Source organism: Aeromicrobium sp. Root495 (assembly GCF_001426755.1).
Taxonomy (GTDB): domain Bacteria; phylum Actinomycetota; class Actinomycetes; order Propionibacteriales; family Nocardioidaceae; genus Aeromicrobium.
In genome coordinates this window covers 504,078-524,321 of record NZ_LMFJ01000002.1, presented here as the reverse complement: position 1 = coordinate 524,321, position 20,244 = coordinate 504,078, and the positions used below count along the sequence as shown (strand labels likewise).

Here is a 20,244-nt window from a genome sequence, read left to right as displayed (position 1 = left end):
GCAGGGGGCGGCAGACGGACGCCAGGTCACCGCCCCCCACGGCAGGGGGCGGCAGACGGACGCTAGGTCACCGCCCACACGGTCGGGGCGACGAGGCCGAGGAGCAGGCCGCCGACGGCCACCGCGACGTCGGTGCGCGACCAGTCGGCGGACTCGGCCCACGTGCGGTCCTGTGCGGTGGCGAAGCCGCGCGCGTCCATCGCCACGGCCGTGCGCCCCGCCCCGCGCAGCGCGTGGACGAGCAGCGCGAACGCCATCGACAGGCCCCAGCGCACCGCAGCGACAGGGTGGCGCCACTCGGGGCCGAGGCCTCGGGCCCGCCGCGACCGGTCCAGCTGGGTCCAGGCGTGCGCGAGGGTCGTCAACCGCTGCAGCGCGGCGACGAACGCGGCGACGAAGCGCGCCGGCAGGCGCAGGCCCTGCGCCAGGTGGTCGCCGAGCCGAGCGGGGTCCAGGTACCCGATCGCCACCGACCCCGGCCATGCGACGACCAGCACCCGGACCCCCTGCACGAGCGCGGCGTCGAGCTCCTGGCCGTTGCCGCGCCACGTCGAGTACGTGACGGTGGCCCCGGCCACCAGGGCGAACGCGAGACACAGGAGCGGGTAGCGCCACGTGGGTGCGACGAGGGCGACCACGACGAGGTAGGCCGACAGGGCGACGACGCCGATGTCGAGGTCCGTCACGAAGAGCCCGCCCACGAGGGACCAGAGCCCGACGGAGAGGAGCGCCAGCGGGTTGCTGCGCAGGAACGCCCCGCGCACGAGCCGGGCGGCACTCATGACCGGCCCCCGGCGACGATCTCGACCACGGCGTCGACGGGGAGGTCCGCGTCGTGGGTGCTCACGGCCACCGCTGCACCGGCGTCGGCAGCGGCGCCGATCCACCCGGCGACCGCGGCCCAGGTCCGACGGTCCTGCCCCACGGTCGGCTCGTCGAGCATCACCAGCCCCGGCCGGTGGGCGAGCCCGGCAGCCAGCGCGAGCCGACGCTGCTCGCCGCCCGAGAGCCGGAAGGGGTGGGCCGAGGCGAGGGAGTCGAGGCCGAGAGCCGCCAGCACTCCGTCGACGTCGACGACCCGACCGAGGCGGGCCGCGCTCACCGCGACCTCGTCGCGCACCGACGTCGTGACGAACGCGTGCTCGGGGTTCTGCGGGACCCAGCCCAGGACCGCGGCAAGGTCTCGGCTGCGAAGACGGGAGAGGTCGGGCGTCACGCTGCCGGCCGTGGGGCGGACCAGGCCGGCGAGTGCCGCGAGGGCGGTGGACTTGCCGGCTCCGCTCGCCCCCGTGAGAGCGAGACGCCGACCGGGCACCGTCGCGACGTCGAGACCGTCGATCGCCCGGGTCCGCTGCGTCCCTCGCAGGAGCCGGGTCACGAGGTCGACCACGAGAGCCTCGGCGACCGGCGCGACCACTTCTCCCGCAGGAGCCACGAGACGGCCCTCGACCGCGAGCGGCTCGGGGACGGTCGCACCCGGCATCCACAGAGCGGGGAAGGCGCCACGGAGGAAGTGGTCCACGGAGCCGTCGAAGGCGATGCCGCCGGACTCGAGGACGACGACGCGGTCCACGTGGTCCAGCCACGGCTCGAAGCGGTGCTCCACCACCACGAGGGTGCGGTCGCCGAGGACCCCCACCACCGCGTCCCGGACCACTGCGGCCGTCACAGGGTCGAGCATCGAGGTCGGCTCGTCGAGCACCATCACGTCAGGGCCGAGGGCCAGGACCCCGGCGAGCGCGAGCCGTTGCTGCTCCCCGCCGGACAGCGCGACCGTGGGATGGTCCCGCCCGTAGGGCAGGCCGACGGCGGCGAGCGCCGCGTCGACACGGTGCCAGATCTCGGCACGGCCGAGCCCGAGGTTCTCGGGCCCGAAGGCCACGTCTCGCCCGATGCGGTCGGCGACCACCGAGTCGGTGGGGTCCTGGGGCAGCAGACCCAGCCGACCGCCCACGGACACCGCGCCGTCGAGCGTGCCGGCGATCGTCCCGCCCAGCGCGCCCGTCAGGGCATGCAGGACAGACGACTTCCCGGCGCCGCTCGCGCCGAGCAGCAGCACCCGCTCACCGGGCTGGACGTTCAGGTCCAGCCCGATGAGGACGGGCGAGCGCCGGCCGAGCGGCGTCCACGAGAGCCCGGAGACCCGGACCTCGCCCGGCCGCACGGCTGGAGGAGTCACTCCCGGTCGGTGGCCTCGGCGGCCTCGCGGCCGGGCTCGAAGGCGTCGAGGACGCCGGCCTCGGCGAGCGCCTTGACGAGCAGCCAGCTGCCGAGGCCCGCCACGACGATGCCGGAGGCGGTGAGGAAGCCCAGGTGCGCGAGCTTGTAGTCCCAGCCCCAGCCCTTGGCGAACTGGGTCCACTCGTAGAAGGCCTCGATGATCCCTGCGAGCGCGCCGGACGCCATGGCCACGACGACACCGAACTTGCGGTAGAAGACGAGCAGGAAGATGAGCTCGGCACCGAGGCCCTGGAAGAACCCGGAGGCGAAGACGGTCCAGCCCCACTGCGTCCCGCCGATGACGACGGTCGAGACGGCAGCGGCGAGGAACTCCGTCGCGAAGGCAGCGCCCGGCTTGCGGACGATGAGCCCGCCGATGACGCCCGCGGCGAGCCAGGGTCCGGCGAGGACGGCGGAGCTGGGCGGGTAGGAGAACAGGGCCAGGGCGCTCAGCGGCTCGTAGGCCTTGCCCCAGCCCCAGAAGATGACGCCGAACGCGACCGCCAGCGTGGCGATCGTGACGAGGTCGATCGTGCGGTACCGCACGTCGAGACCTCGGGCCTGGTCGGTCGTGGTGGTCGTGGATGCAGAACTCATCGTGACTCCCTTCGCCGGTACTAACCGGAGCAGGTTCTAGGGTCTGCGGCTGTTCCGCACTCTCAGCGCCCTCTGCGGTGGCGCTCCCCTGTCGTGGTGAGCCCACACTACCCCGGCGCCGAGCGGTGGTCCTTCCACCGTCTCAGGGCTCATGCGGTGGCCGATCCACCGGCACGGCCCCGGGGCCGTGCCGTTCGGTGGCGGATCCACCGCCCGGGGTCAGCCGAGCGTCTGCTGGAGGCCGCGGAGCTCGACGATCTCTTGGGCCTGCTCGCGAGCGATCCGTCGGCCGAGCTGGCGGACGTCGGAGGTGCCGGCGCGCCGGGCGGCCTCGCCGGCCATCTCGAGGGCGCCCTCGTGGTGGGCGGTCATGAGGGTGAGGAAGCGTCGGTCGCAGGCACGGCCCGTGGACGACTGGAGGTCCTCGAGCTGCTTCGTCGTGGCCATCCCGGGCATCGTCGATCCGTGGTGGTGGCCGTCCATCCAGCCCATCGGCGCGGCCGAGGCGAGCTGGGGCTCACGCCACAGCACGAGCCAGCCGCGCATCGTCCCCACCTCCTGGCTCTGCGCCTGGACGATCCCGCCGGCGAGTGCCCGCACGACGCCCGTGCACTGCCGCGCGGCGACCTGCGCCATCAGGACGCCCTGCTCGTGGTGCACCGACATGTCCTGGGCGAACCCGACGTCGACCGACGACGGCGCGGCCTCCTCGGGCGCGCCCTCCGTCACGGCTCGGAGCGACCAGCCCGCCGTCCCCGCCACCACGAGCGCGGCGAGGACCGCCGCGAGCAGGATCGGGAGCCCGACCTTCTGGCCCTTCACCTCAGCGGGAAGGCGTTGTTGGTGAACCTGAGCGCCAGGAAGCCGGCGTCGCTGCAGCTGACCCACAGCTCGTTCCTGCCGACGAACTTCGGCGGCGACATGCACCAGTCGGCCGTCAGGTCCGGGCGCAGCACCGAGTCAGCGAGCGACTCGAGCGAGAGCGTCGAGATGACGGGCGGCAGGTAGGTGGCGATGGCGTGGAAGGAGTTGGGCAGCTGCAGAAGGGTCTTGCCCTTCTGCGCCGCCGGGTTGAAGTAGGCGATCTCCTTCGGGGCCGTCGGCCTGCGGATGTCGAAGACCCGGATCCCCGACTGCACGTAGCCGCAGGCGAGGGCCGTCGGATCCTTCGGCCGGTCGATCGTGCAGTAGTGGGACTCGTAGCCGAAGAGGCCGTCGCCGCCCACGTCCTGGCTGCGTCGGGCTGCGCTCGAGGCGAGCCCGATCTCCAGACGGACGTGCCGCACGATGCGCGGCTTGGCGAGGTCCTGGACGTCGACCAGCCGGATGCCGCCGTTGCCCGCCTCGTCCACCGTCCACAGGTACTTCCTGCCCTTCGACGTGAAGGGGACGGTCATCTGGCTGAAGAGACCGTCGTTCCACGGGAGCGACGCGACCTGCCTGATCTGCGGGACGGCCTTGCGGGTCTGGATGTCGCTCACGTCGAGGATCTGCAGTCCGGCCGGGACGGCGGTGACGCCGTACATCGTCCTGCCGTCTGCGCTGAACGAGAAGCCGTGGTTGGTGAGGCCGGCGGTACCGGTGTAGACCGTCCTGGGCCTGGTCGGATCGGTGAGATCGATCGCCGTGATCTGGCCGGTGTAGGCGCTCGTGGCCCAGTAGGTCTTGCCGTCAGGGGAGAAGCCACCCTCGTGCGCGACGTTGAAGATGGGTTGCGTGAGCTGGCCGATCCCGGTGCCGTTCAGCAGCGTGGGTTTCGCGCAGTCCCGGCCGACGTCGTAGACGTCGAGCGCGCCCACACCGATGCCCGGCAGCGACTGCACTCCGGCGCCGACCAGGAGCTTGCGCCCCTCGTGCACCTTGAGCGACTCCCACGTGCTGATCGAGAACGCCGTGGAGCCCAGCACCGCCGAGCGCCGGGGCTTGGCGGGGTTGCTCGCGTCGACCACCTGGACGCCCGGGTTGCCGCTCAGGATCCCCGTGTTGGCGGTGCCGAGGTAGGCGCAGTGACCGTAGATCGGGCTCACGATGCCGCCGCCGGTCCCCTGGTACTGACCCACGAGCTTGAGGTTGCACCAGTAGCCCTTGGTGCTGTCGCCGGAGATCCGCTGCGCGCGCGGGATCTGGCCCTGCACGCCGGGCTCCGGGCGGGCTCCGGGGCCGCACTTCGCGCGGGGGACCCGGTCGTCGGAGTCAGCAGCCTGCGCCGAGGGCACGGTGGCCACCAGGACGCCCACGAGGAGTGCGACGACCGCGACGGCCAGGACGAGCGGCGGCCAGGCGGCGACGCGACGGGACATGGAGTGCCTTTCCTCAGTGACCGGGGTCACCTCAGCAACGGGCGGACGGGTCTCCGGGTTACGCAGCCCGTGCCGACGACCACGGCCCAGCGAGACGCACCTCTCCCGCCGTGTCGACGTGGAGCCGCCCACCCGTGCGACAAGATGGTGCCCATGTCGTCCGTGCGCACCCCCGACCCGAATCCCGGCTGGCTCTCCGACATCGCTCTCGACGAGACCCGGTCGCGCGTCCCGATCCTCTACGTGGAGGCCGTCCCGGCCCGCGTCGACGCCTTGGGCCAGATCGAGCAGGTCGGCGTGCTGCTGCGCGGCTCCGCCACCACCGGCGAGCTGAGCCGCACGATCGTCTCGGGCCGCGTCATGCACGGCGAGTCCGTGCGCGACGCGCTGCTGCGCAACCTCGAGAAGGACCTCGGTCCCACGGCGTTCCCGCAGCTGCCCGCCGCAGTCGTGCCGTTCACCGTGGCCGAGTACTTCCCGCTTCCCGGCGTCACGCCGCTGCACGACCCGCGCCAGCACGCCGTGGCGCTCGTCTACCTCGTGCCCGTCACGGGTGAGTGCAACCCGCGCCAGGACGCCCTCGAGCTCACCTGGCTCACGCCGGCCGAGCTGCTCGACCCGTCGGTCCTCGCCGACATGGAGGGTGGCCGCGGCCAGCTCCTCAAGCAGGCCCTCGCGTGGGCCGGCGCCCTGCCGTGACCACGGCCTGACACCGCGCCGCTGATCCCGAGGGCTGGGATCACACCCACCCGGCCCGCTGTGGTGGCCGCCACGCGAGCAGGATGAATGGGTGAGCACCGCAACCGTCGTCGCCCCCAACCGCTGGCTCATGCTCGGGGTGAGCATGGCGGCGCAGGTGGCCGGGACGATCGCCAACAACGCGGCGCCGTTCCTCATCACCTACCTGCACCTCGAGCGCGGGCTGAGCCTCACCCAGGCCGGCCTGCTCGCGTCGGCCCCGCTCGTCGGGACGATGGTCTCCCTCGTGGCGTGGGGCATCCTCGTCGACCGCCTCGGTGAGCGGCTGTGCCTCACCCTCGGGCTCGCCGTCGTGACGGCCGGCTCACTCGCCGCCGCGGCGTCGTCGGGCTACGTGGCGCTCGGGCTCTGCTTCTTCCTGGCCGGGGTGGGCGCAGCCTCCACCAACTCCGCGAGCGGGCGCCTGGTCGTCGGCTGGTTCCCGGCCAACCGTCGTGGCACGGCCATGGGCATCCGGCAGACGGGGCTCCCCCTCGGCGTCGGCGCGGCAGCCCTGCTCGTGCCGCAGCTGGCCAGCCACTCGGGCATCGGCACGACGATGGTCGTCGTCGCGGGCATCAGCGCCGTGGCCACCGTGCTGTGCTGGCTGCTCGTGGTCGATCCTCCGCGGCCCGACCGCGCTGCCGCCATCGACGACGGCACGCTCGTCAACCCGTACCGCGGCGACCGCACCCTGGTGCGCATCCACGCGGCCTCGATGCTCCTCGTGATCCCGCAGTTCACCGTGTGGACCTACATGCTCGTGTGGCTCGTCGACGCCAAGGGCTGGTCGGCCTGGGCCGCCGGCGCCCTGGTGGCCTCGACCCAGCTCCTCGGGGCCGCCGCCCGCATCGGCGTCGGCGCCTGGTCCGACCGCGTCGGCAGCCGTCTGCGACCCATGCGCCAGGTGGCCGTCGCCGCGTCCGTCACGATGCTCGCCCTGGGTCTGCTCGAGCCGACGTTCCTGGCCATCGGGCTCATCGTCCTGGCCACCGCGGTCACGGTCGCCGACAACGGTCTGGCCTTCACGGCCGTGGCCGAGATCGGCGGCCCCTTCTGGTCGGGCAAGGCGATGGGCTGGCAGAACACCGGCCAGTACCTCGTGAGTGCCGGGGTGCCTCCGCTCGTGGGCGCCCTGGTCACCGAGCGGGGCTACGCCGTGGCCTTCGCAGCGGTGGCGATCTTCCCGCTGCTGGCCATCGGCATCGTGCCGGTGCGCCGTCGCGACGCAGTCGAGGCCTGAGGCCCGCGCCACCGTCGCCCATCGCGCCCCACGGGCACCACGTGAGATGCCTTTCACCGGCGCCCGGTATGGCATGCCTTAGTGCGCGCAGCGCCTGCGAACGCACTATCGTCAGCCCTACTGTCCAGTACGCGGGTGGCGCGTACATCCAGTGATTGGTGGCCTCCATGCAGCTCGTCGCGATCATCGTCTCGCTCGGCTTCACCGCCGTGGCGGTCCCGTTGCTGACGATCACCGTCCGCCGCATGCTCAAGGTCATGCGCGCGGGCCAGCCCGCGATCGGTCGGACCAACGACCCGGTCGCGCGCACCGTGAACATGTTCAAGGAGACGTTCCTCCACACGCGCATGCTGCAGTGGACGTGGGTCGGCATCCTGCACTGGTTCGCGTACGCCGCGTTCCTCGTGCTCAGCACCGCGGTCGCCCAGGCCTACTTCCAGCTCTTCGATGCCGAGTTCGCCTGGCCCATCATCGGGAAGTTCTTCCTGTACGAGTGGGTCGCCGAGGTCCTCGGCCTCCTGGGCGCGCTGGCCATCATCCCGCTGTTCATCTACCGCGTGACGCACCTGCCCTCGAAGCTCGGCCGCAAGAGCCGCTTCTTCGGCTCCACCATGTGGCAGGCCTACTTCGTCGAGGCCATGGTGCTCATCGAGAGCGCCGCGATCCTCTTCATCCGCGGCGCCGAGTACAACCTGGCCAAGGCCCACGGCGACGCCGACCACGCCACGGGACTCCACTTCCCGATCTCGCAGCTCTTCGCCAAGCTCTACCCCACCGGCGAGGACTCCATCGGGTCGCTCGAGAACATCATCTACGTCATTGCGATGATCAAGATCACCACGGCGATGCTGTGGCTGTTCATCATCGCCCGCAACATCACCATGGGCGTGGCCTGGCACCGTTTCACCGCCTGGTTCAACATCTGGTTCAAGCGTGAGTCCGACGGCAGCACGGCGCTCGGCGCCCTGAAGCCCCTCTACATCAACGGCGAGCCCATCTCGCTGGAGAAGATGGAGGACCTCGAGGAGGAGGACTTCGAGAAGCTCGGCGTCGGCAAGGTCGAGGACTTCTCCTGGAAGGGCATCCTCGACTTCACCACGTGCACCGAGTGCGGCCGCTGCCAGAGCCAGTGCCCGGCCTGGAACACCGAGAAGCCGCTGAGCCCCAAGCTCCTGGTGATGGGTCTGCGCGAGCACGCCTACGCCAAGCTGCCGCTCCTCGACATCCCCGAGGACCAGCGCACCGAGGAGCAGCAGAAGGAGATCGACCGCCCCCTCATCGGCGACGAGTCGGTCTACGGCGTCATCGATCCCGACGTCCTGTGGTCCTGCACCAACTGCGGTGCCTGCGTCCAGCAGTGCCCGGTCGACATCGAGCACGTCGACCACATCGACGACATGCGCCGCTTCCAGGTGCTGGTCGAGTCCAACTTCCCGGCCGAGCTCAACAACATCTTCAAGGGCCTGGAGCGCAAGGGGAACCCGTGGGGCATGAACCCCAAGGACCGGATGAACTGGGCCAAGGACCTGCCGTTCGAGGTCAAGCAGGTCGGGACCGACGTCGAGAGCCTCGACGAGGTCGAGTGGCTGTTCTGGGTCGGCTGCGCCGGTGCCTTCGAGGACCGCGCCAAGAAGACCACGCAGGCTGTGGCCGAGCTGCTCGACACGGCCGGCGTGAGCTTCGCCGTGCTGGGCGACGGTGAGACCTGCTCCGGCGACTCCGCCCGCCGCGCGGGCAACGAGATCGTGTTCCAGCAGCTCGCCATGGAGAACACCGAGGTGTTCAAGGAGATGAAGGTCAAGAAGGTCGTCTCCACCTGCGCGCACTGCTTCAACACGCTCAAGAACGAGTACAAGGAGTTCGGCGTCGAGCTCGAGGTCGTCCACCACACGCAGCTGCTCAACCGGCTCGTGCGCGAGGGCAAGCTCAAGCCGGTGGCCCCTGCGGCCGAGGCACCCAGCAAGACCATCACGTACCACGACCCGTGCTTCGTGGGCCGTCACAACCAGGTCTACGAGGCTCCCCGCGAGCTGCTCGAGGTCATCCCCAACGCCACCTTCACCGAGATGCCCCGCAACAAGGAGCGCTCATTCTGCTGCGGCGCCGGCGGCGCTCGCATGTGGATGGAGGAGAACCTCGGCTCACGCATCAACGTGAACCGCACGGTCGAGGCCGTCGCCACGGGTGCCGACCAGATCGCCGTGGGCTGCCCCTTCTGCCGCGTCATGCTCTCGGACGGTCTCACCGCCCAGCAGCAGGCCGGCGAGGCCCGCGAGGAGGTCGAGGTCCTCGACATCGCGCAGATGCTGCTTGCTGCCGTGAAGCGTGCGCCCGAGGCCGAGCCCACGGCCGACGAGGACGCTGCCGTCGTGGCCGAGGCGGAGGCCGCCACCGCTGCTGCCGCCGGTGGCGACGGCGACGACGCCGAGGCCGAGGCGAAGGCCGACGAGCCTGCTGCCGAGGAGCCGGCCGAGAAGTCCGAGGCCGAGACGACCGACAAGGCCACCGAGGCCGAGCCTGACGCCGAGGACGAGGCTGATCCGTCGTCCATCTCCGAGACCGCCGAGGTCGGCGAGGCCGCCGAGGCCCACGAGGAGCCGGAAGCGGCCGTCGCCGAGGCCGAGGAGAGCACCACCGAGGACGCTCCGGCCGAGGACACCGCGGCCAGTGACGCCGAGGTCGCCGCCGAGCACAACGTCGAGGTCGACGACGACGGGAAGTCCGAGAAGGAGTGGGGCGACGACGGCAAGCCCGAGGTCGAGGAGACCGAGGACAAGGCCGACGAGCCCGCCCCCGAGCCCGAGGCGAAGGCCGACGAGCCCGAGGCCAAGGACGCCGACGAGGAGTCCGTGCCTGCGCCGGAGCCTGCTCCGGAGCCCGCGGACGACGACACCGACGCCGACGGCCCCGCCACCGCGGAGCCCGACGACGACGAGCCCGGTCCCCGCGAGGAGGAGGCCGAGACCGTCGCCGAGCCGGAGGCCAAGGCCGACGAGCCCGAGTCCGAGGGCGTCACGTCACCGGAGGCGCCGACCGAGGTCGTGGCCGTCGAGGACGCGCCCGCCCCCGACCCCGTCTCCGACGACGAGGCCGAGCTGACCGACGCCAACCCGTCGGGCGGCGACCTCACCGTCGCGGCCGGCAAGGCCGCGTCCGACGACGAGGCGGCCGCAACCGCGACCGACGACGAGCCGGACACCGAGGCCAAGGCCAAGGACACCGACGAGGACGACGCCAAGGCCTGAGCCAAGCACTGTCCAGGACCCCGTTCCCGCCATCGGCGGGGGCGGGGTCCTTCGTCGTCGAGCGACGCACCAGGCCCGATGACGAGGGCACGGTGGCCGCCAGGACGACCACGACCCCTCATCGTCCGTCTCCCCGGACGTGACCTGGACCACGCTTGATCGTTGATATCTGAAACGGTCGTCCCACTTCAGGAGCTCCTCGTGCGTCTTCGGTCCCTCGTCGCCGGCCTGGCCGCCGCGGCCCTGACGGCAACCGTCCTCGGCTCACCCACCGCCGCGGCCGCAGCCACCAGCTACACCGCCACACCGTTGTTCTTCACGGTCAAGGCGGGGGCGCAGACGTGCAAGATCCCGGCGGACCTCTATCTGCCCAAGACCGCGAGCCGCACCAAGCGCGTGCCTGCCGTGCTCACCACCAACGGCTTCGGCGGATCCAAGGACGACCAGGCCGGCCTCGGCAAGTACCTCGCCGGCCGGGGCTACGCCGTGCTGTCGTACTCCGGCCTCGGCTTCGGCGGGTCCACCTGCAAGATCACCCTCGACGATCCCGCCGTGGACGGACAGGCCGCCAGCCAGCTCATCAGCTACCTCGCGGGCACGCGCGGCGCCGCGTTCCTGGACGCCGGCCGCACCCGCCTCGCCCCCAGGCTCGACGTCGTGAAGCTCGACAAGCCCGGCGACCCGCGCATCGGCATGATCGGCGTCTCCTACGGCGGCGGCATCCAGTTCGCGACCGCCTCCATCGACAAGCGTCTCGACACGATCGTGCCCGGCGCCACCTGGAACGACCTGTCCTACTCGCTCTCGCCCAACAACACCTCGCAGACCACCGGGGTCAGCACCTCCACGCCGGGCGCGGCCAAGCTCTTCTGGGCGCTCGGGTTCTCGGCGCTCGGCGTCACCGGCGGCGTCTCGAAGGCCCTGGACGATCCCACACGACTCGTGCCGTGCCCCAACTTCGCCGACTTCGTGTGCCCGGCCCTCGTCACCGCCGGGGCGACCGGCACGGTGGACCCTGCGGCGGTCGCGGAGCTCCGCAAGCGGTCCGTCGCGAGCTACATCTCCAAGGTCCGCGTCCCCACGCTCCTCTTCCAGGGGCAGGAGGACACCCTCTTCAACCTCAACGAGGGCGTCGCCACCTTCACTGCGCTGCGCAAGGCGAAGGTCCCGGTCAAGATGCTGTGGGTCAACGGCGGCCACTCCGGCCCCAACGCCCCCGGCGAGATCGACTTCGCGGCGCCCAGCGCGAAGCAGTACGTGACCGAGCGGGTCAACGCCTGGTTCGACCACTACCTCAAGGGCTCGTCGGTGAGCACCGGCCCGCTCTTCGGCTACTTCCGCGACTGGGTGAAGTACTCGGGCAGCGCCAAGCCCGCCTATGCCACGAGCGCCACCTTCCCCGTGGGCGCCGCACGACGCTATTACCTCTCGGGGGCGTCGCTCACGAGCGACGCCAAGAAGGTCGTCGTCGGCTCCCAGACGTTCGTCACCCCGCCGGCGGGACTGCCGACCACGACCAACAAGATCGATGTCGTCGGTTCGTCGGTCCCGCTGCCGGAGGCTGATCTCCCGGGAACCGCCGCCACCTGGACCGGTCCGGCGTTGTCGTCCCGCCTCGACGTGGTCGGGTCGCCCCGCCTCGACCTCACGGTGAGCGCACCGCTCGCCCAGGCAGCGCAGGTGATCGATGCCGGCAAGCTCGTCGTCTTCGTCCGCATCGAGGACGTCGACGCCGCGGGCAAGGCCGCCACCGTCCGCAACCTCGTGGCACCCGTGCGGGTCCCCGAGGCGGGCGCCCGCTTCACGGTCACGCTGCCCGCGTTCGTCCACCGGTTCGCGCCGGGCCACCGCGTGCGGCTCGTCGTGGCCGGAGGGTCCACGAACTACCGCGGCGGACTGGTGCCCACCCCCGTCACCGTCGCGACCGGCTCGGCCGGCCAGGTCCTGAGCCTGCCCGTGGTCCCCTGACACCTCCACGGACGAGGACCGCCCACCACGCGAGCGTGGTGGGCGGTGCGGTCCGGCTTCGAGCGCCCGGCGCTACTTCCCCTGCTTGGCCAACGTGCTGGCAGCCAGCATGCCGGTGAGGGCGCGCCGCAGCCAGCCTTCGTAGCGGGCGTGGTCGTAGCCCCAGTCGTGGACGAGCTGGATGTAGGTCTCCGGCGACACCATGACGTTCACGGCACCGGCGAAGTCGATCAGACGGTCCTCGGGCGGCTCGCCGTCGAGCAGACCCGCGCGTGCCATCCAGCGGACGGCCCGGACGTAGCCCTGCAGCCGGGCCTCGATCTGCTCCTGGAGGGCCTGCGAGATGGCGGGCTCCACCGCAGCGGCGGCGCGGCACGCGAGCCAGAGGCCGGCAGCGCGCTCGTTGGCCGCGATCTGCTCGGCGATCCAGAGGTCGAGACCCTTCTCCGGGTCGTCGGTGGCGTCGACCTGGTCGAACCACGACGGGTCCGTCACACGGCTGTCGCCGTTGTACGCCAGGCGGAACGCCATCAGCAGGAGGTCGCCCTTCTGCCCGACGCCGTGGACCGACTCCACCGAGACGGCGGCGCGCTTGGCGATGGCCGACATCGTGGTGCCGCTGTAGCCCAGCTCGTTGAACAGCGAGAGCGAGCTCTCGATGATGCGCTGGCGCGACTCAGCCGCGCGCCTCTGTCGAAGCGGCGAGTGGTAGGCCCGCTTGGTCCTGGTCTCCGTCACGTCATGTCCTCAGATCTCGCTCCCCGACTCAGAGATTGCCCCAAAAATCCGACTTGTGCCAGTCGACTGGCCCAGAAACATGCGCAGGCTCAGCACCTTCTCAGGCGCGGGCGTGCGGTCTGGCACCCAAGCGTGCCACACACTGCTCCGCTGCAGCCCGACCAGCCTCGAGCGCTGGGAGGGGCTTCCGGTCGACCAGCCAGGCGCTCAGGAACCCTGCCGCGAAGGCATCGCCGGCCCCCGTGGTGTCGACCACCTGGACCCGCGGGGCGGTGACCTGCTCACGGACCTCGGCCCCGACGTAGGCGGCTCCCATGGCACCCAGCGTGATGACGACGTGGGGGAACCGTGCGGCCAGGGCCTCGAGGTCGATCTGCGGGCCACGGGCATCCACGAGGACCCGCGCCTCCTCCAGGTTGGGCACCACCAGGTCCACGTCCGACACCCAGTCGAGGAAGGTCGAGGCCCCGGCCTCACGCAGGAACGACACGGTGCTGGGGTCCACGCTCACACCGGCTCCGATGCTGCGCGCGTGCTCGACCAGGGCCAGCGCCAGCGGACGGGTGTCGGCGTCGAAGAACGTGTAGCCGGTGAGGTGCAGCCAGCCGACGTCGTCCCACGCGGACGCAGGGACGTCGTCGGTCGTGAGGCCACGGTTGGCTCCGCGGTCCACGAACATCGTGCGCTCCCCCGCGTCGTCGAGCTGCAGCACGATGGTGGCCGTCGTGAGGACCTGGTCGCCTGCCAGGAAGGGCTCGACACCGTGCTCGGCCAGGGCGCGCCCGTGCCGCTCCACGGCGTCGGCGCCCACCCGTCCCACGAACCGCGTGGGAACACCCAGGTGCCCGAGCCACGCGGCCACGTTGGCGGCGGAACCGCCGGGACGCATGCGGATCTCGGCGTTCGTGTCGCTCGCCGCCGTGACCTCGCCGAGCAGCCGAACGCTGATGTCGTCGACGACGTCGCCGACGACGAGGACGTGCTTCATCCCTAGAGCGCGGACCAGGCGGTGGCGATGTCTCCGGCGACCCGGATGTTGTTCTCCGCGATCTTCAGGTTCACGGCCAGGCTCTGGCCACCGGTGATGTCCACGATGGTCTGGAGGAGGAAGGGCGTGACGTCCTTGCCCGTGAGGCCCTTCTCGTCGGCCAGACGCAGTGCCTCCTCGAGCGCACTGTCGTGAAGGGCCGGGTCGAGCTGGTCGGACTCGGGCAGCGGGTTGGCCACGACGACGGCCGAGCACAGCTCCAGCTCGTCGCGGGACTCCATGACGGCGGCGACGCCGGCGGCGTCGGGCACCGACCAGTCGAGCCGGTGCCCCGACGAGCTGAGCCAGAAGCTGGGGAAGTCCTCCGTGCCGTAGCCGACGACGGTGACGCCGAGCGACTCGAGCCGCTCCAAGGTGGCGCCGATGTCGAGGATGGACTTCACGCCGGCCGAGACCACCGTGATGGGGACCTCCGAGAGCGTCTTGAGGTCGGCCGACTCGTCGAAGGACTCCGACGCCCTGCGATGCACGCCCCCCAGGCCACCGGTGGCGAAGACCCGGATCCCGGCGTGGTCGGCGATGAAGGAGGTGGCGGCCACCGTGGTGGCGCCGCTGCCGCCCTGGGCCAGCGCGACGGGCAGGTCACGGACGCTGAGCTTGGGGACGTCCTCGCTCGCGATGCGCTCCAGCTCGTCGGGCGTGAGACCGGCCTTGAGCTCACCGTCGAGGACGGCGATGGTGGCGGGCACGACACCACGGTCGGCCAGGAGCGCCTCGAAGCGGCGCGCAGCCTCGAGGTTGTCGGGACGGGGCAGGCCGTGGCTGATGATGGTGGACTCCAGCGCGACCACGGGCCGGCCGACGGCGAGGGCGTCGGCGACGGCGGGAGCCACGGAGAGGGGCAGTGTCATCGAGGACTCCTCGGGTTCAGATCGCGGTGCGGTGGAAGTTGGCGTGCGAGCGCGACGCCGTGGGGCCTCGCTGGCCCTGGTAGCGGGAACCATACTTGCTGGAGCCGTAGGGGTTCTCGGCCGGAGAGGTGAGGCGGAAGAAGCAGAGCTGCCCGATCTTCATGCCGGGGTAGAGCTTGATGGGCAGCGTGGCGACGTTGGCCAGCTCGAGCGTCACGTGGCCGGAGAAGCCCGGGTCGATGAAGCCGGCCGTGGAGTGCGTCATGAGGCCGAGACGCCCGAGCGAGCTCTTGCCCTCGAGCCGGGCGGCGATGTCGTCGGGGAGCGTGATGAGCTCGTACGTGGAGCCCAGCACGAACTCGCCGGGGTGGAGGATGAAGGCCTCGTCGCCCGTGACGTCGACCTCGCGCGTCAGGTCGGACTGGTCCGCCGCGGGGTCGATGTGCGGGTACTTGTGGTTGTCGAAGACCCGGAAGAACTTGTCGAGGCGCACGTCGATGCTCGAGGGCTGGATCATCCCGCGATCGAGGGGGTCCAGCTGGACCCGCTCTGCGTCGATCTCGGCCAGGATGTCGCGGTCTGAGAGGAGCACGAGCAAACCTTAACGCCCGCCGGGCCTGCCGTGGGGCGCTCGTCCGCCCTCGGCCCCAGGACGCGGCCCTCGACGGACACGCGAAGGCTCTCCCGTTGCCGCGAGCGTCGCGGGGCGGACGTCGTCGGCTAGCATCGGGACCAGTGCCCCAGGGCGCTGTCGCCGATGTAGCTCAGTGGTAGAGCGCTTGCTTCCCAAGCAAGATATGCGGGTTCGATTCCCGTCATCGGCTCCGAGTCTCACGAGGAGACGGTGACGCGTCTCGAGTCGGGCCCCCCACCACGCCGCAGGCGTCCCCGAGGGATCCCGTCATCGGCTCCGAGTCTCACGAGGAGACGGTGACGGGAATCGAGTCGGGCCCCCCACCACGCCGCAGGCGTCCCCGAGGGATCCCGTCATCGGCTCTCTTCACGCAAGAGGCCGACCACTCCTCCGCGCCTAGGGCTGCTTCACCGACCGCTGGGCTGCCAGGGTCGCCGTGCCGGCCCGGTGGACCAGGCGGTAGGTCCCCTTCTTGAGCTTCGGCACCTTGAACCGGCCGGAGGGATTGGTCCGGAGACTGTCAGGGTCGTCCTGCCAGATCGTCTTCCACCTCGCGCCGACCTTCTTCTGCAGTCGGATGTCGGGCGAGTGGAACGTGACCTTCCGGTCGATCCCGCGAAGCTGCCACGTGCGCGTGCTGAGCTTCACGAACCGCACGGCCGATCGTCGGATCGTGAACGCGGTCCTCAGAGCGATGCTCCTCTGCTCGCCCGTCTGAGGCACCGTGTAGCTGAACGTCCCGCTGAACGTCTGGACGCCGGGAGAGACGAAGAGGGCATTCACGGAGTGGTAGGTGTCGACGTGTCGTCCCTGCGACGATCCGTCGGGGGTCCAGTTGGTCAGCCACGAGGTGCCCCCGTCCTCGGGCTCGAGCTTCTGCTTGTCCGGCCCGACGACCTCACCGGCGACGCTCCAGCCCAGGTCCGACCCGTCCGACCAGGTCGGCAGGCCCGACACGTCGTAGATCATCGGAACGGCGTGACTGCCGTTCTCCTTGTTGAGATAGACGTCCTTGATCGTCAGGACCACCGTGGTCTCGCCGTTCGTCCCCGATCCCGTCCCGGCGTGGACCGCGGACGGCACCAGGAGGACCGCAGCCAGAAGCGTGAGAGCCGAAGGTCGAAGGAGCTGACGAATCATGGACGGCAGCGTACTGAGGATCCGCCGGCCTCGAGGGCACATCAGGAGAAGCGGTCTTCTCGGACGCGGGAGAGCGATCGCGTCGTCGGTGCGTCGCCGCGAGGGGCGGAGACACCGGCGCCGGACTGGCTGCTCAACCGAGGCCGGTGTCCCCTCGGCCCGCGCCACGGCGGGCCGCAGCTCGCCACTCGCTCGGACCGTGACGAGGAGGTACCCGTGCTGCGGCGACGGGAAACCGTGCGCCGCCGCTAGGCGTCGACGCTCGAGTCCCCGCCGGCCAGGTCGCGGCCGGCGATGACGTCCTCCGCGACGGTGTGGAGCTTGCGGTTCTCGTGCTGGGAGATGCGGACCAGGAGCCTGAAGGCCCGGTCCTCGTCCAGCTCGTACCGTTCCATGATGATGCCGAGAGCCATGCCGACGCGGCCACGCGTCTGGAGGCCGCTCTTCAGCTGAGCGATCTGCTGCTCGAGGTCTTCGTGCTGATCCAACGTTGGTGCTCTTCCGGGTTCGCCGATACAGGTCGCCGCGACCTGCTGCACAGCAACGAACGGAGCAATCCTAGTCAGGCGCCTCGGAGCCGACGACCGAGGGCGCAGGTGCGACGGGGCTGAACCCCTCGTACCGTGGTGCCATCCCTGAGACGCACCACGGAAGCCGCTCGATGTCCTGCACCACCACCTCACTCCCGTTCACCATCTCTGCGGCGTCCCAGGCACGCCAGCTCCTCCGAGACGACCTGAGCTCGGCGGGCCACGCCGACGAGACGTTCATCGAGATGGCCGAGCTCATCGTGAGCGAGCTCGTCTCCAACGCCTTCCGGCACGGGCGGCCGAGCCCGCAGCAGACGCTCGAGCTCTCGTGGCACCTGGACGAGTCCCATCTGGTCGTCAGCGTCTGTGACCACGGGGACTTCCACCCGCTCCAGCCACTGCACCCCCCGCGCGAGGCAGAGGGCGGACGCGGCCTCGGCATCATCGATGCGCTGTGCGACGAGTGGACCGTCACCCACGACCATCTCGGGATGCGCGTGACCGCCCGGCTGAGCCGCTCCACCCGCTGACGCGGGCCGGCCGCAGACGCCGGCTAGAGAGCCCGAGCCACCCCGAGCGCCACCATCACGAGTCCGGCCGTGCCGATCAGGGCGCCGAGACCCAGGCCGAGGATCCGAAGTCCACGGTCCTCCTCGGTGGTGTCCGTGCTCCAGATCTTCCAGAAGCCCAGGCTCGCCAGGACGAGGAACGTGCCGAGCGAGAACAGGACGCCCCAGTGGCTCATCGCCGCGCACCGCTCGTTCTGGACGTGCTCATGCTCGCGCTCCCTGGCGGTCGTCGGACGTGCTCCCGTCCCCCGACCCGAGAAGAATAGGCGCGGAGTCGCGCGATGGGCAGTAGGACCCTCGAAGTCTTCTCAGTCGGGAAGGACGAACCACGCCTCCGTGCCGCCACCGGCCCGGGGTCGCAGGCCGATGGAGCCGCCGTGCGCCTCCAGGATGCGACGACAGGTGGACAGCCCGATACCACTGCCCTCGGCACTCTCGTCGACCCGGACGAGCGGCTCGAAGACCCGCACCGCGTCCTCGTCCGCGATGCCGATCCCGCGGTCCGCCACCGTGACGAGCCAAGCCTCCTGCTCGCGACGGGCCGTGATCTCGACGCGAGGGTCGTCGCCACCGAACTTGAGCGCGTTGGACACGAGGTTCTGCAGCGCGGCACCGATCTGCACGGGGTCGACGTGGAGGACCGGCAGCGTCTCGATGCGCAGCCGCTCGTCGCCCGCCTCGAGGCCGAGGGCCTGCCCGGCTGCCCGCGCGAGGAGGCTGAGGTCGGTGGGCTCGCGTCGCAGGCTGCCGCCCACCCGGGCGAAGGCCAGGACGTCGCGGATCAGTGTCTCCATGCGATCGGCCCCGCGGAGACCGGCCTGGACCGACGAGACCATGGACGGGGAGGGCTCCGACGCGTTGTCCAGCTCGTCGTCGAGCACGCCCAGCGCCATGGTGACGGTGGCGAGGGGGCCGACGAGGTCGTGGCTCACCTGGCCGGCGAACGCCGAGAGGTGCTCGTTGGATCGTCGCAGCTCGTCGCGCAGCCCGGACATCTCCTGGAGCGCGACGTCGAGGTCGTGCGTGCGACGGGTGAGCTCGAGGATGTCGACGAGTCGGTCGGCCAGGCCGAGCAGCGCCTGCTCCTGCTGGTCGTCGAGCTCGCGCGGGACGGTGTCGAAGACGCACAGCGTGCCGATCACCACGCCGCTCGGGGTCACCAGCGGGTGCGTGGCGTAGAACCGGACGTCGCCCAGCTCACCGGTGACGAACGGGTTGGCGGCGAACCGGGTGTCCTGGCTGGCGTCGGCCACGACCACGGGGGCCTGGGACTCGACGCTCGCCACGCACATCGAGTCCGACCGTGCGCAGATGGAGGCGTCGAAGCCGAACGTCGCCACCTGGTGCTGCTGGTCGGTCGTGAGGATGTTGATGGTGGCCATGGGCACGGCGGCCACGAGTGCCGCCATCTCCACGACGGACGCGAAGGCGTCGGGCGTGTGCCCCACGACGTCGTACTCCGCGATCAAGGCATCAGCGGTCATGCGTCCTCCTCCCACCGGGACAGGACCACTGTAGGTCCGGGCCCCCACCACGTGCCGGAAAACGCCCTCGGCAGAGCGATCCTGGGCGTACCTTCGGGACACCCGACGAGCCCAGGAGACCTCCATGCCCCGCACCATCCGCACCGTCCTCGCCGTGATCGCGGCCTCCGCGCTCGGCGCTGTAGTTCTCGCCCCGGTGGCGGCCCAGGCCGCCACCCCGTACAAGGCCACGATCAAGACCAGTGCCACGCGCACCAACGTCGGCTCGGTCGTGACCGTCTCCGGCACGGTGACCGGCGGTCCCGTGGCGGGTCGCAAGGTGACGATCTACTCCTACAACGCCTCGAAGGACAACGCGCCCAGCGAGAAGGAGAAGGTCGTCGGCCTCACGAGCACCGGCAAGTACTCCGCCAAGATCCGGCTGCGCGACGGAGGCTTCCGCATCTTCCGCGTGGTCAAGGGGGCCGAGGGCGGCCACGCCGCGGTCAAGACGTCCTCCGCCGCGATCCGGGTCTTCCGGACGGTGGCGGGCTTCGAGCTCTCGGACCGCAAGATCGACGGCACGAGCGTCGACGGCGTCAGCTCGCGCGGCGGCTGGGAGGTCTACAACGCGAGTCCTGTCACCTTCGACCTGTCACCGCACGGCTGCATCTCGTTCTCGGCCAGGGCCGGGGTGGACACCGGCGCGGCGGACTCGTCCGTCACCGGGGTGTTCCGCGATCCCGACTCGTTCATCGGCTTCTACAGCGGCTTCACGGTCTTCCAGACCCGAGGGACCACGGCGTACAGCTCGGCTGTCGTCTCCGGCCACGACTTCCAGGTCAGCGCCGACACCGGCGAGGCCAGCAAGCTCGCCCTGACCGAGATCAGCTTCAAGTGCAACGCCCCGTACGACCTCTGAGGGGTCGCCGACCTCACACGGGACCGCGAGGCATGACC

At 70.9% G+C, this 20,244-nt stretch carries 19 protein-coding genes, 1 tRNA gene and 1 riboswitch; of the genes, 7 read left to right on the top strand and 13 right to left on the bottom strand.

Features of this window, described 5'->3' with window-relative positions:
• Positions 1 to 62: 62 nt before the first annotated feature.
• The 5 genes from ASD11_RS16620 to ASD11_RS16600 all read right to left on the bottom strand — a co-directional run bounded on the left by ASD11_RS16620 (position 63) and on the right by ASD11_RS16600 (position 5,117).
• A complete protein-coding gene (locus tag ASD11_RS16620; RefSeq protein ID WP_056290148.1) occupies positions 63 to 782 on the bottom strand; it encodes an energy-coupling factor transporter transmembrane component T family protein in 720 nt (239 codons plus the stop codon).
• Positions 779 to 2,179 carry an ABC transporter ATP-binding protein gene (locus ASD11_RS16615; RefSeq protein WP_200940197.1) on the bottom strand — a complete coding sequence of 467 codons (1,401 nt, stop codon included), beginning with the start codon at positions 2,177 to 2,179 and terminating at the stop codon, positions 779 to 781. Before ASD11_RS16615 ends, ASD11_RS16620 begins: the two co-directional genes overlap by 4 nt.
• A complete protein-coding gene (locus ASD11_RS16610) occupies positions 2,176 to 2,817 on the bottom strand; it encodes an ECF transporter S component (RefSeq protein WP_056290142.1) in 642 nt (213 codons plus the stop codon). Before ASD11_RS16610 ends, ASD11_RS16615 begins: the two co-directional genes overlap by 4 nt.
• Positions 2,807 to 2,917, bottom strand: a riboswitch (TPP riboswitch). (Overlaps the previous gene by 11 nt.)
• 119 nt (positions 2,918 to 3,036) lie before the next feature.
• Complete coding sequence (locus ASD11_RS16605; protein ID WP_056290141.1) at positions 3,037 to 3,639, bottom strand: DUF305 domain-containing protein; 603 nt, start codon at positions 3,637 to 3,639, stop codon at positions 3,037 to 3,039.
• Positions 3,636 to 5,117 (bottom strand): LVIVD repeat-containing protein, encoded by a 1,482-nt coding sequence (locus ASD11_RS16600; protein WP_056290138.1) that lies wholly within the window; start codon positions 5,115 to 5,117, stop codon positions 3,636 to 3,638. The genes ASD11_RS16605 and ASD11_RS16600 overlap by 4 nt, the downstream gene beginning before the upstream one ends.
• Before the next feature lie 153 nt (positions 5,118 to 5,270).
• Between ASD11_RS16600 and ASD11_RS16595 the strand changes: the two genes are divergently transcribed.
• The 4 genes from ASD11_RS16595 (at position 5,271) to ASD11_RS16580 (ending at position 12,311) form a co-directional block, all read left to right on the top strand.
• Positions 5,271 to 5,816 (top strand): NUDIX hydrolase family protein, encoded by a 546-nt coding sequence (locus ASD11_RS16595; protein WP_056290504.1) that lies wholly within the window; start codon positions 5,271 to 5,273, stop codon positions 5,814 to 5,816.
• Positions 5,817 to 5,907: 91 nt separating this feature from the next.
• On the top strand, positions 5,908 to 7,098 hold the full coding sequence (locus ASD11_RS16590) for an MFS transporter (protein WP_235503386.1): 1,191 nt from the start codon (positions 5,908 to 5,910) through the stop codon (positions 7,096 to 7,098).
• 167 nt (positions 7,099 to 7,265) lie between these two features.
• On the top strand, positions 7,266 to 10,343 hold the full coding sequence (locus ASD11_RS16585) for a heterodisulfide reductase-related iron-sulfur binding cluster (RefSeq protein ID WP_056290137.1): 3,078 nt from the start codon (positions 7,266 to 7,268) through the stop codon (positions 10,341 to 10,343).
• Between the two features lie 201 nt (positions 10,344 to 10,544).
• Positions 10,545 to 12,311 (top strand): alpha/beta fold hydrolase, encoded by a 1,767-nt coding sequence (locus ASD11_RS16580; protein ID WP_056290134.1) that lies wholly within the window; start codon positions 10,545 to 10,547, stop codon positions 12,309 to 12,311.
• A gap of 72 nt (positions 12,312 to 12,383) precedes the next feature.
• Here the strand turns inward: ASD11_RS16580 and ASD11_RS16575 are convergent, their stop codons facing one another.
• From ASD11_RS16575 to dcd, 4 genes are all read right to left on the bottom strand, one after another.
• Positions 12,384 to 13,049, bottom strand: a complete 666-nt coding sequence (locus ASD11_RS16575) for a TetR/AcrR family transcriptional regulator (protein WP_056290133.1) — start codon at positions 13,047 to 13,049, stop codon at positions 12,384 to 12,386.
• Positions 13,050 to 13,149: 100 nt separating this feature from the next.
• Entirely contained in the window at positions 13,150 to 14,037 is an 888-nt protein-coding gene (locus ASD11_RS16570) for a carbohydrate kinase family protein (RefSeq protein ID WP_056290130.1), read from the bottom strand.
• Between the two features lie 2 nt (positions 14,038 to 14,039).
• Positions 14,040 to 14,948, bottom strand: coding sequence for a pseudouridine-5'-phosphate glycosidase (locus ASD11_RS16565; RefSeq protein ID WP_056290127.1), 909 nt, complete (start codon positions 14,946 to 14,948; stop codon positions 14,040 to 14,042).
• 16 nt (positions 14,949 to 14,964) lie between these two features.
• Positions 14,965 to 15,540 carry a dCTP deaminase gene (gene dcd / locus ASD11_RS16560; RefSeq protein ID WP_056290500.1) on the bottom strand — a complete coding sequence of 192 codons (576 nt, stop codon included), beginning with the start codon at positions 15,538 to 15,540 and terminating at the stop codon, positions 14,965 to 14,967.
• A 161-nt stretch (positions 15,541 to 15,701) separates the two neighbouring features.
• On the opposite strand from dcd, the gene ASD11_RS16555 reads away from it, so the two are divergent.
• A tRNA-Gly gene (locus tag ASD11_RS16555) sits at positions 15,702 to 15,772 on the top strand.
• Between the two features lie 206 nt (positions 15,773 to 15,978).
• On the opposite strand, the gene ASD11_RS16550 is transcribed toward ASD11_RS16555, so the two are convergent.
• Positions 15,979 to 16,722, bottom strand: a complete 744-nt coding sequence (locus tag ASD11_RS16550) for a hypothetical protein (RefSeq protein ID WP_156464856.1) — start codon at positions 16,720 to 16,722, stop codon at positions 15,979 to 15,981.
• Positions 16,723 to 16,970: 248 nt separating this feature from the next.
• Positions 16,971 to 17,210 carry an ANTAR domain-containing protein gene (locus ASD11_RS16545; RefSeq protein WP_056290122.1) on the bottom strand — a complete coding sequence of 80 codons (240 nt, stop codon included), beginning with the start codon at positions 17,208 to 17,210 and terminating at the stop codon, positions 16,971 to 16,973.
• A gap of 173 nt (positions 17,211 to 17,383) precedes the next feature.
• Here ASD11_RS16545 and ASD11_RS16540 point away from each other — a divergent pair, with 173 nt between their 5' ends.
• Positions 17,384 to 17,782: an ATP-binding protein gene (locus ASD11_RS16540; protein ID WP_056290119.1), complete on the top strand. Its 399-nt coding sequence runs from the start codon at positions 17,384 to 17,386 to the stop codon at positions 17,780 to 17,782.
• A gap of 23 nt (positions 17,783 to 17,805) precedes the next feature.
• Here ASD11_RS16540 and ASD11_RS16535 read toward each other — a convergent pair whose 3' ends face one another.
• Entirely contained in the window at positions 17,806 to 17,997 is a 192-nt protein-coding gene (locus tag ASD11_RS16535) for a hypothetical protein (protein ID WP_056290117.1), read from the bottom strand.
• A gap of 132 nt (positions 17,998 to 18,129) precedes the next feature.
• Positions 18,130 to 19,305: a GAF domain-containing sensor histidine kinase gene (locus tag ASD11_RS16530; protein WP_056290112.1), complete on the bottom strand. Its 1,176-nt coding sequence runs from the start codon at positions 19,303 to 19,305 to the stop codon at positions 18,130 to 18,132.
• Between the two features lie 124 nt (positions 19,306 to 19,429).
• Here ASD11_RS16530 and ASD11_RS16525 point away from each other — a divergent pair, with 124 nt between their 5' ends.
• A complete protein-coding gene (locus ASD11_RS16525; RefSeq protein WP_056290110.1) occupies positions 19,430 to 20,206 on the top strand; it encodes a hypothetical protein in 777 nt (258 codons plus the stop codon).
• Positions 20,207 to 20,244 lie beyond the last annotated feature (38 nt).

Bases quoted from the DNA above. Each gene is read 5' to 3' on its own strand.
- ASD11_RS16585 (WP_056290137.1), top strand. From the start codon at position 7,266: ATGCAGCTCGTCGCGATCATCGTCTCGCTCGGCTTCACCGCCGTGGCG.
- ASD11_RS16570 (WP_056290130.1), bottom strand. From the start codon at position 14,037: ATGAAGCACGTCCTCGTCGTCGGCGACGTCGTCGACGACATCAGCGTT.
- ASD11_RS16530 (WP_056290112.1), bottom strand. From the start codon at position 19,305: ATGACCGCTGATGCCTTGATCGCGGAGTACGACGTCGTGGGGCACACG.
- ASD11_RS16600 (WP_056290138.1), bottom strand. From the start codon at position 5,117: ATGTCCCGTCGCGTCGCCGCCTGGCCGCCGCTCGTCCTGGCCGTCGCG.
- ASD11_RS16565 (WP_056290127.1), bottom strand. From the start codon at position 14,948: ATGACACTGCCCCTCTCCGTGGCTCCCGCCGTCGCCGACGCCCTCGCC.
- ASD11_RS16525 (WP_056290110.1), top strand. From the start codon at position 19,430: ATGCCCCGCACCATCCGCACCGTCCTCGCCGTGATCGCGGCCTCCGCG.
- ASD11_RS16535 (WP_056290117.1), bottom strand. From the start codon at position 17,997: ATGAGCCACTGGGGCGTCCTGTTCTCGCTCGGCACGTTCCTCGTCCTG.
- ASD11_RS16540 (WP_056290119.1), top strand. From the start codon at position 17,384: ATGTCCTGCACCACCACCTCACTCCCGTTCACCATCTCTGCGGCGTCC.
- ASD11_RS16610 (WP_056290142.1), bottom strand. From the start codon at position 2,817: ATGAGTTCTGCATCCACGACCACCACGACCGACCAGGCCCGAGGTCTC.
- ASD11_RS16620 (WP_056290148.1), bottom strand. From the start codon at position 782: ATGAGTGCCGCCCGGCTCGTGCGCGGGGCGTTCCTGCGCAGCAACCCG.
- ASD11_RS16550 (WP_156464856.1), bottom strand. From the start codon at position 16,722: ATGATTCGTCAGCTCCTTCGACCTTCGGCTCTCACGCTTCTGGCTGCG.
- ASD11_RS16595 (WP_056290504.1), top strand. From the start codon at position 5,271: ATGTCGTCCGTGCGCACCCCCGACCCGAATCCCGGCTGGCTCTCCGAC.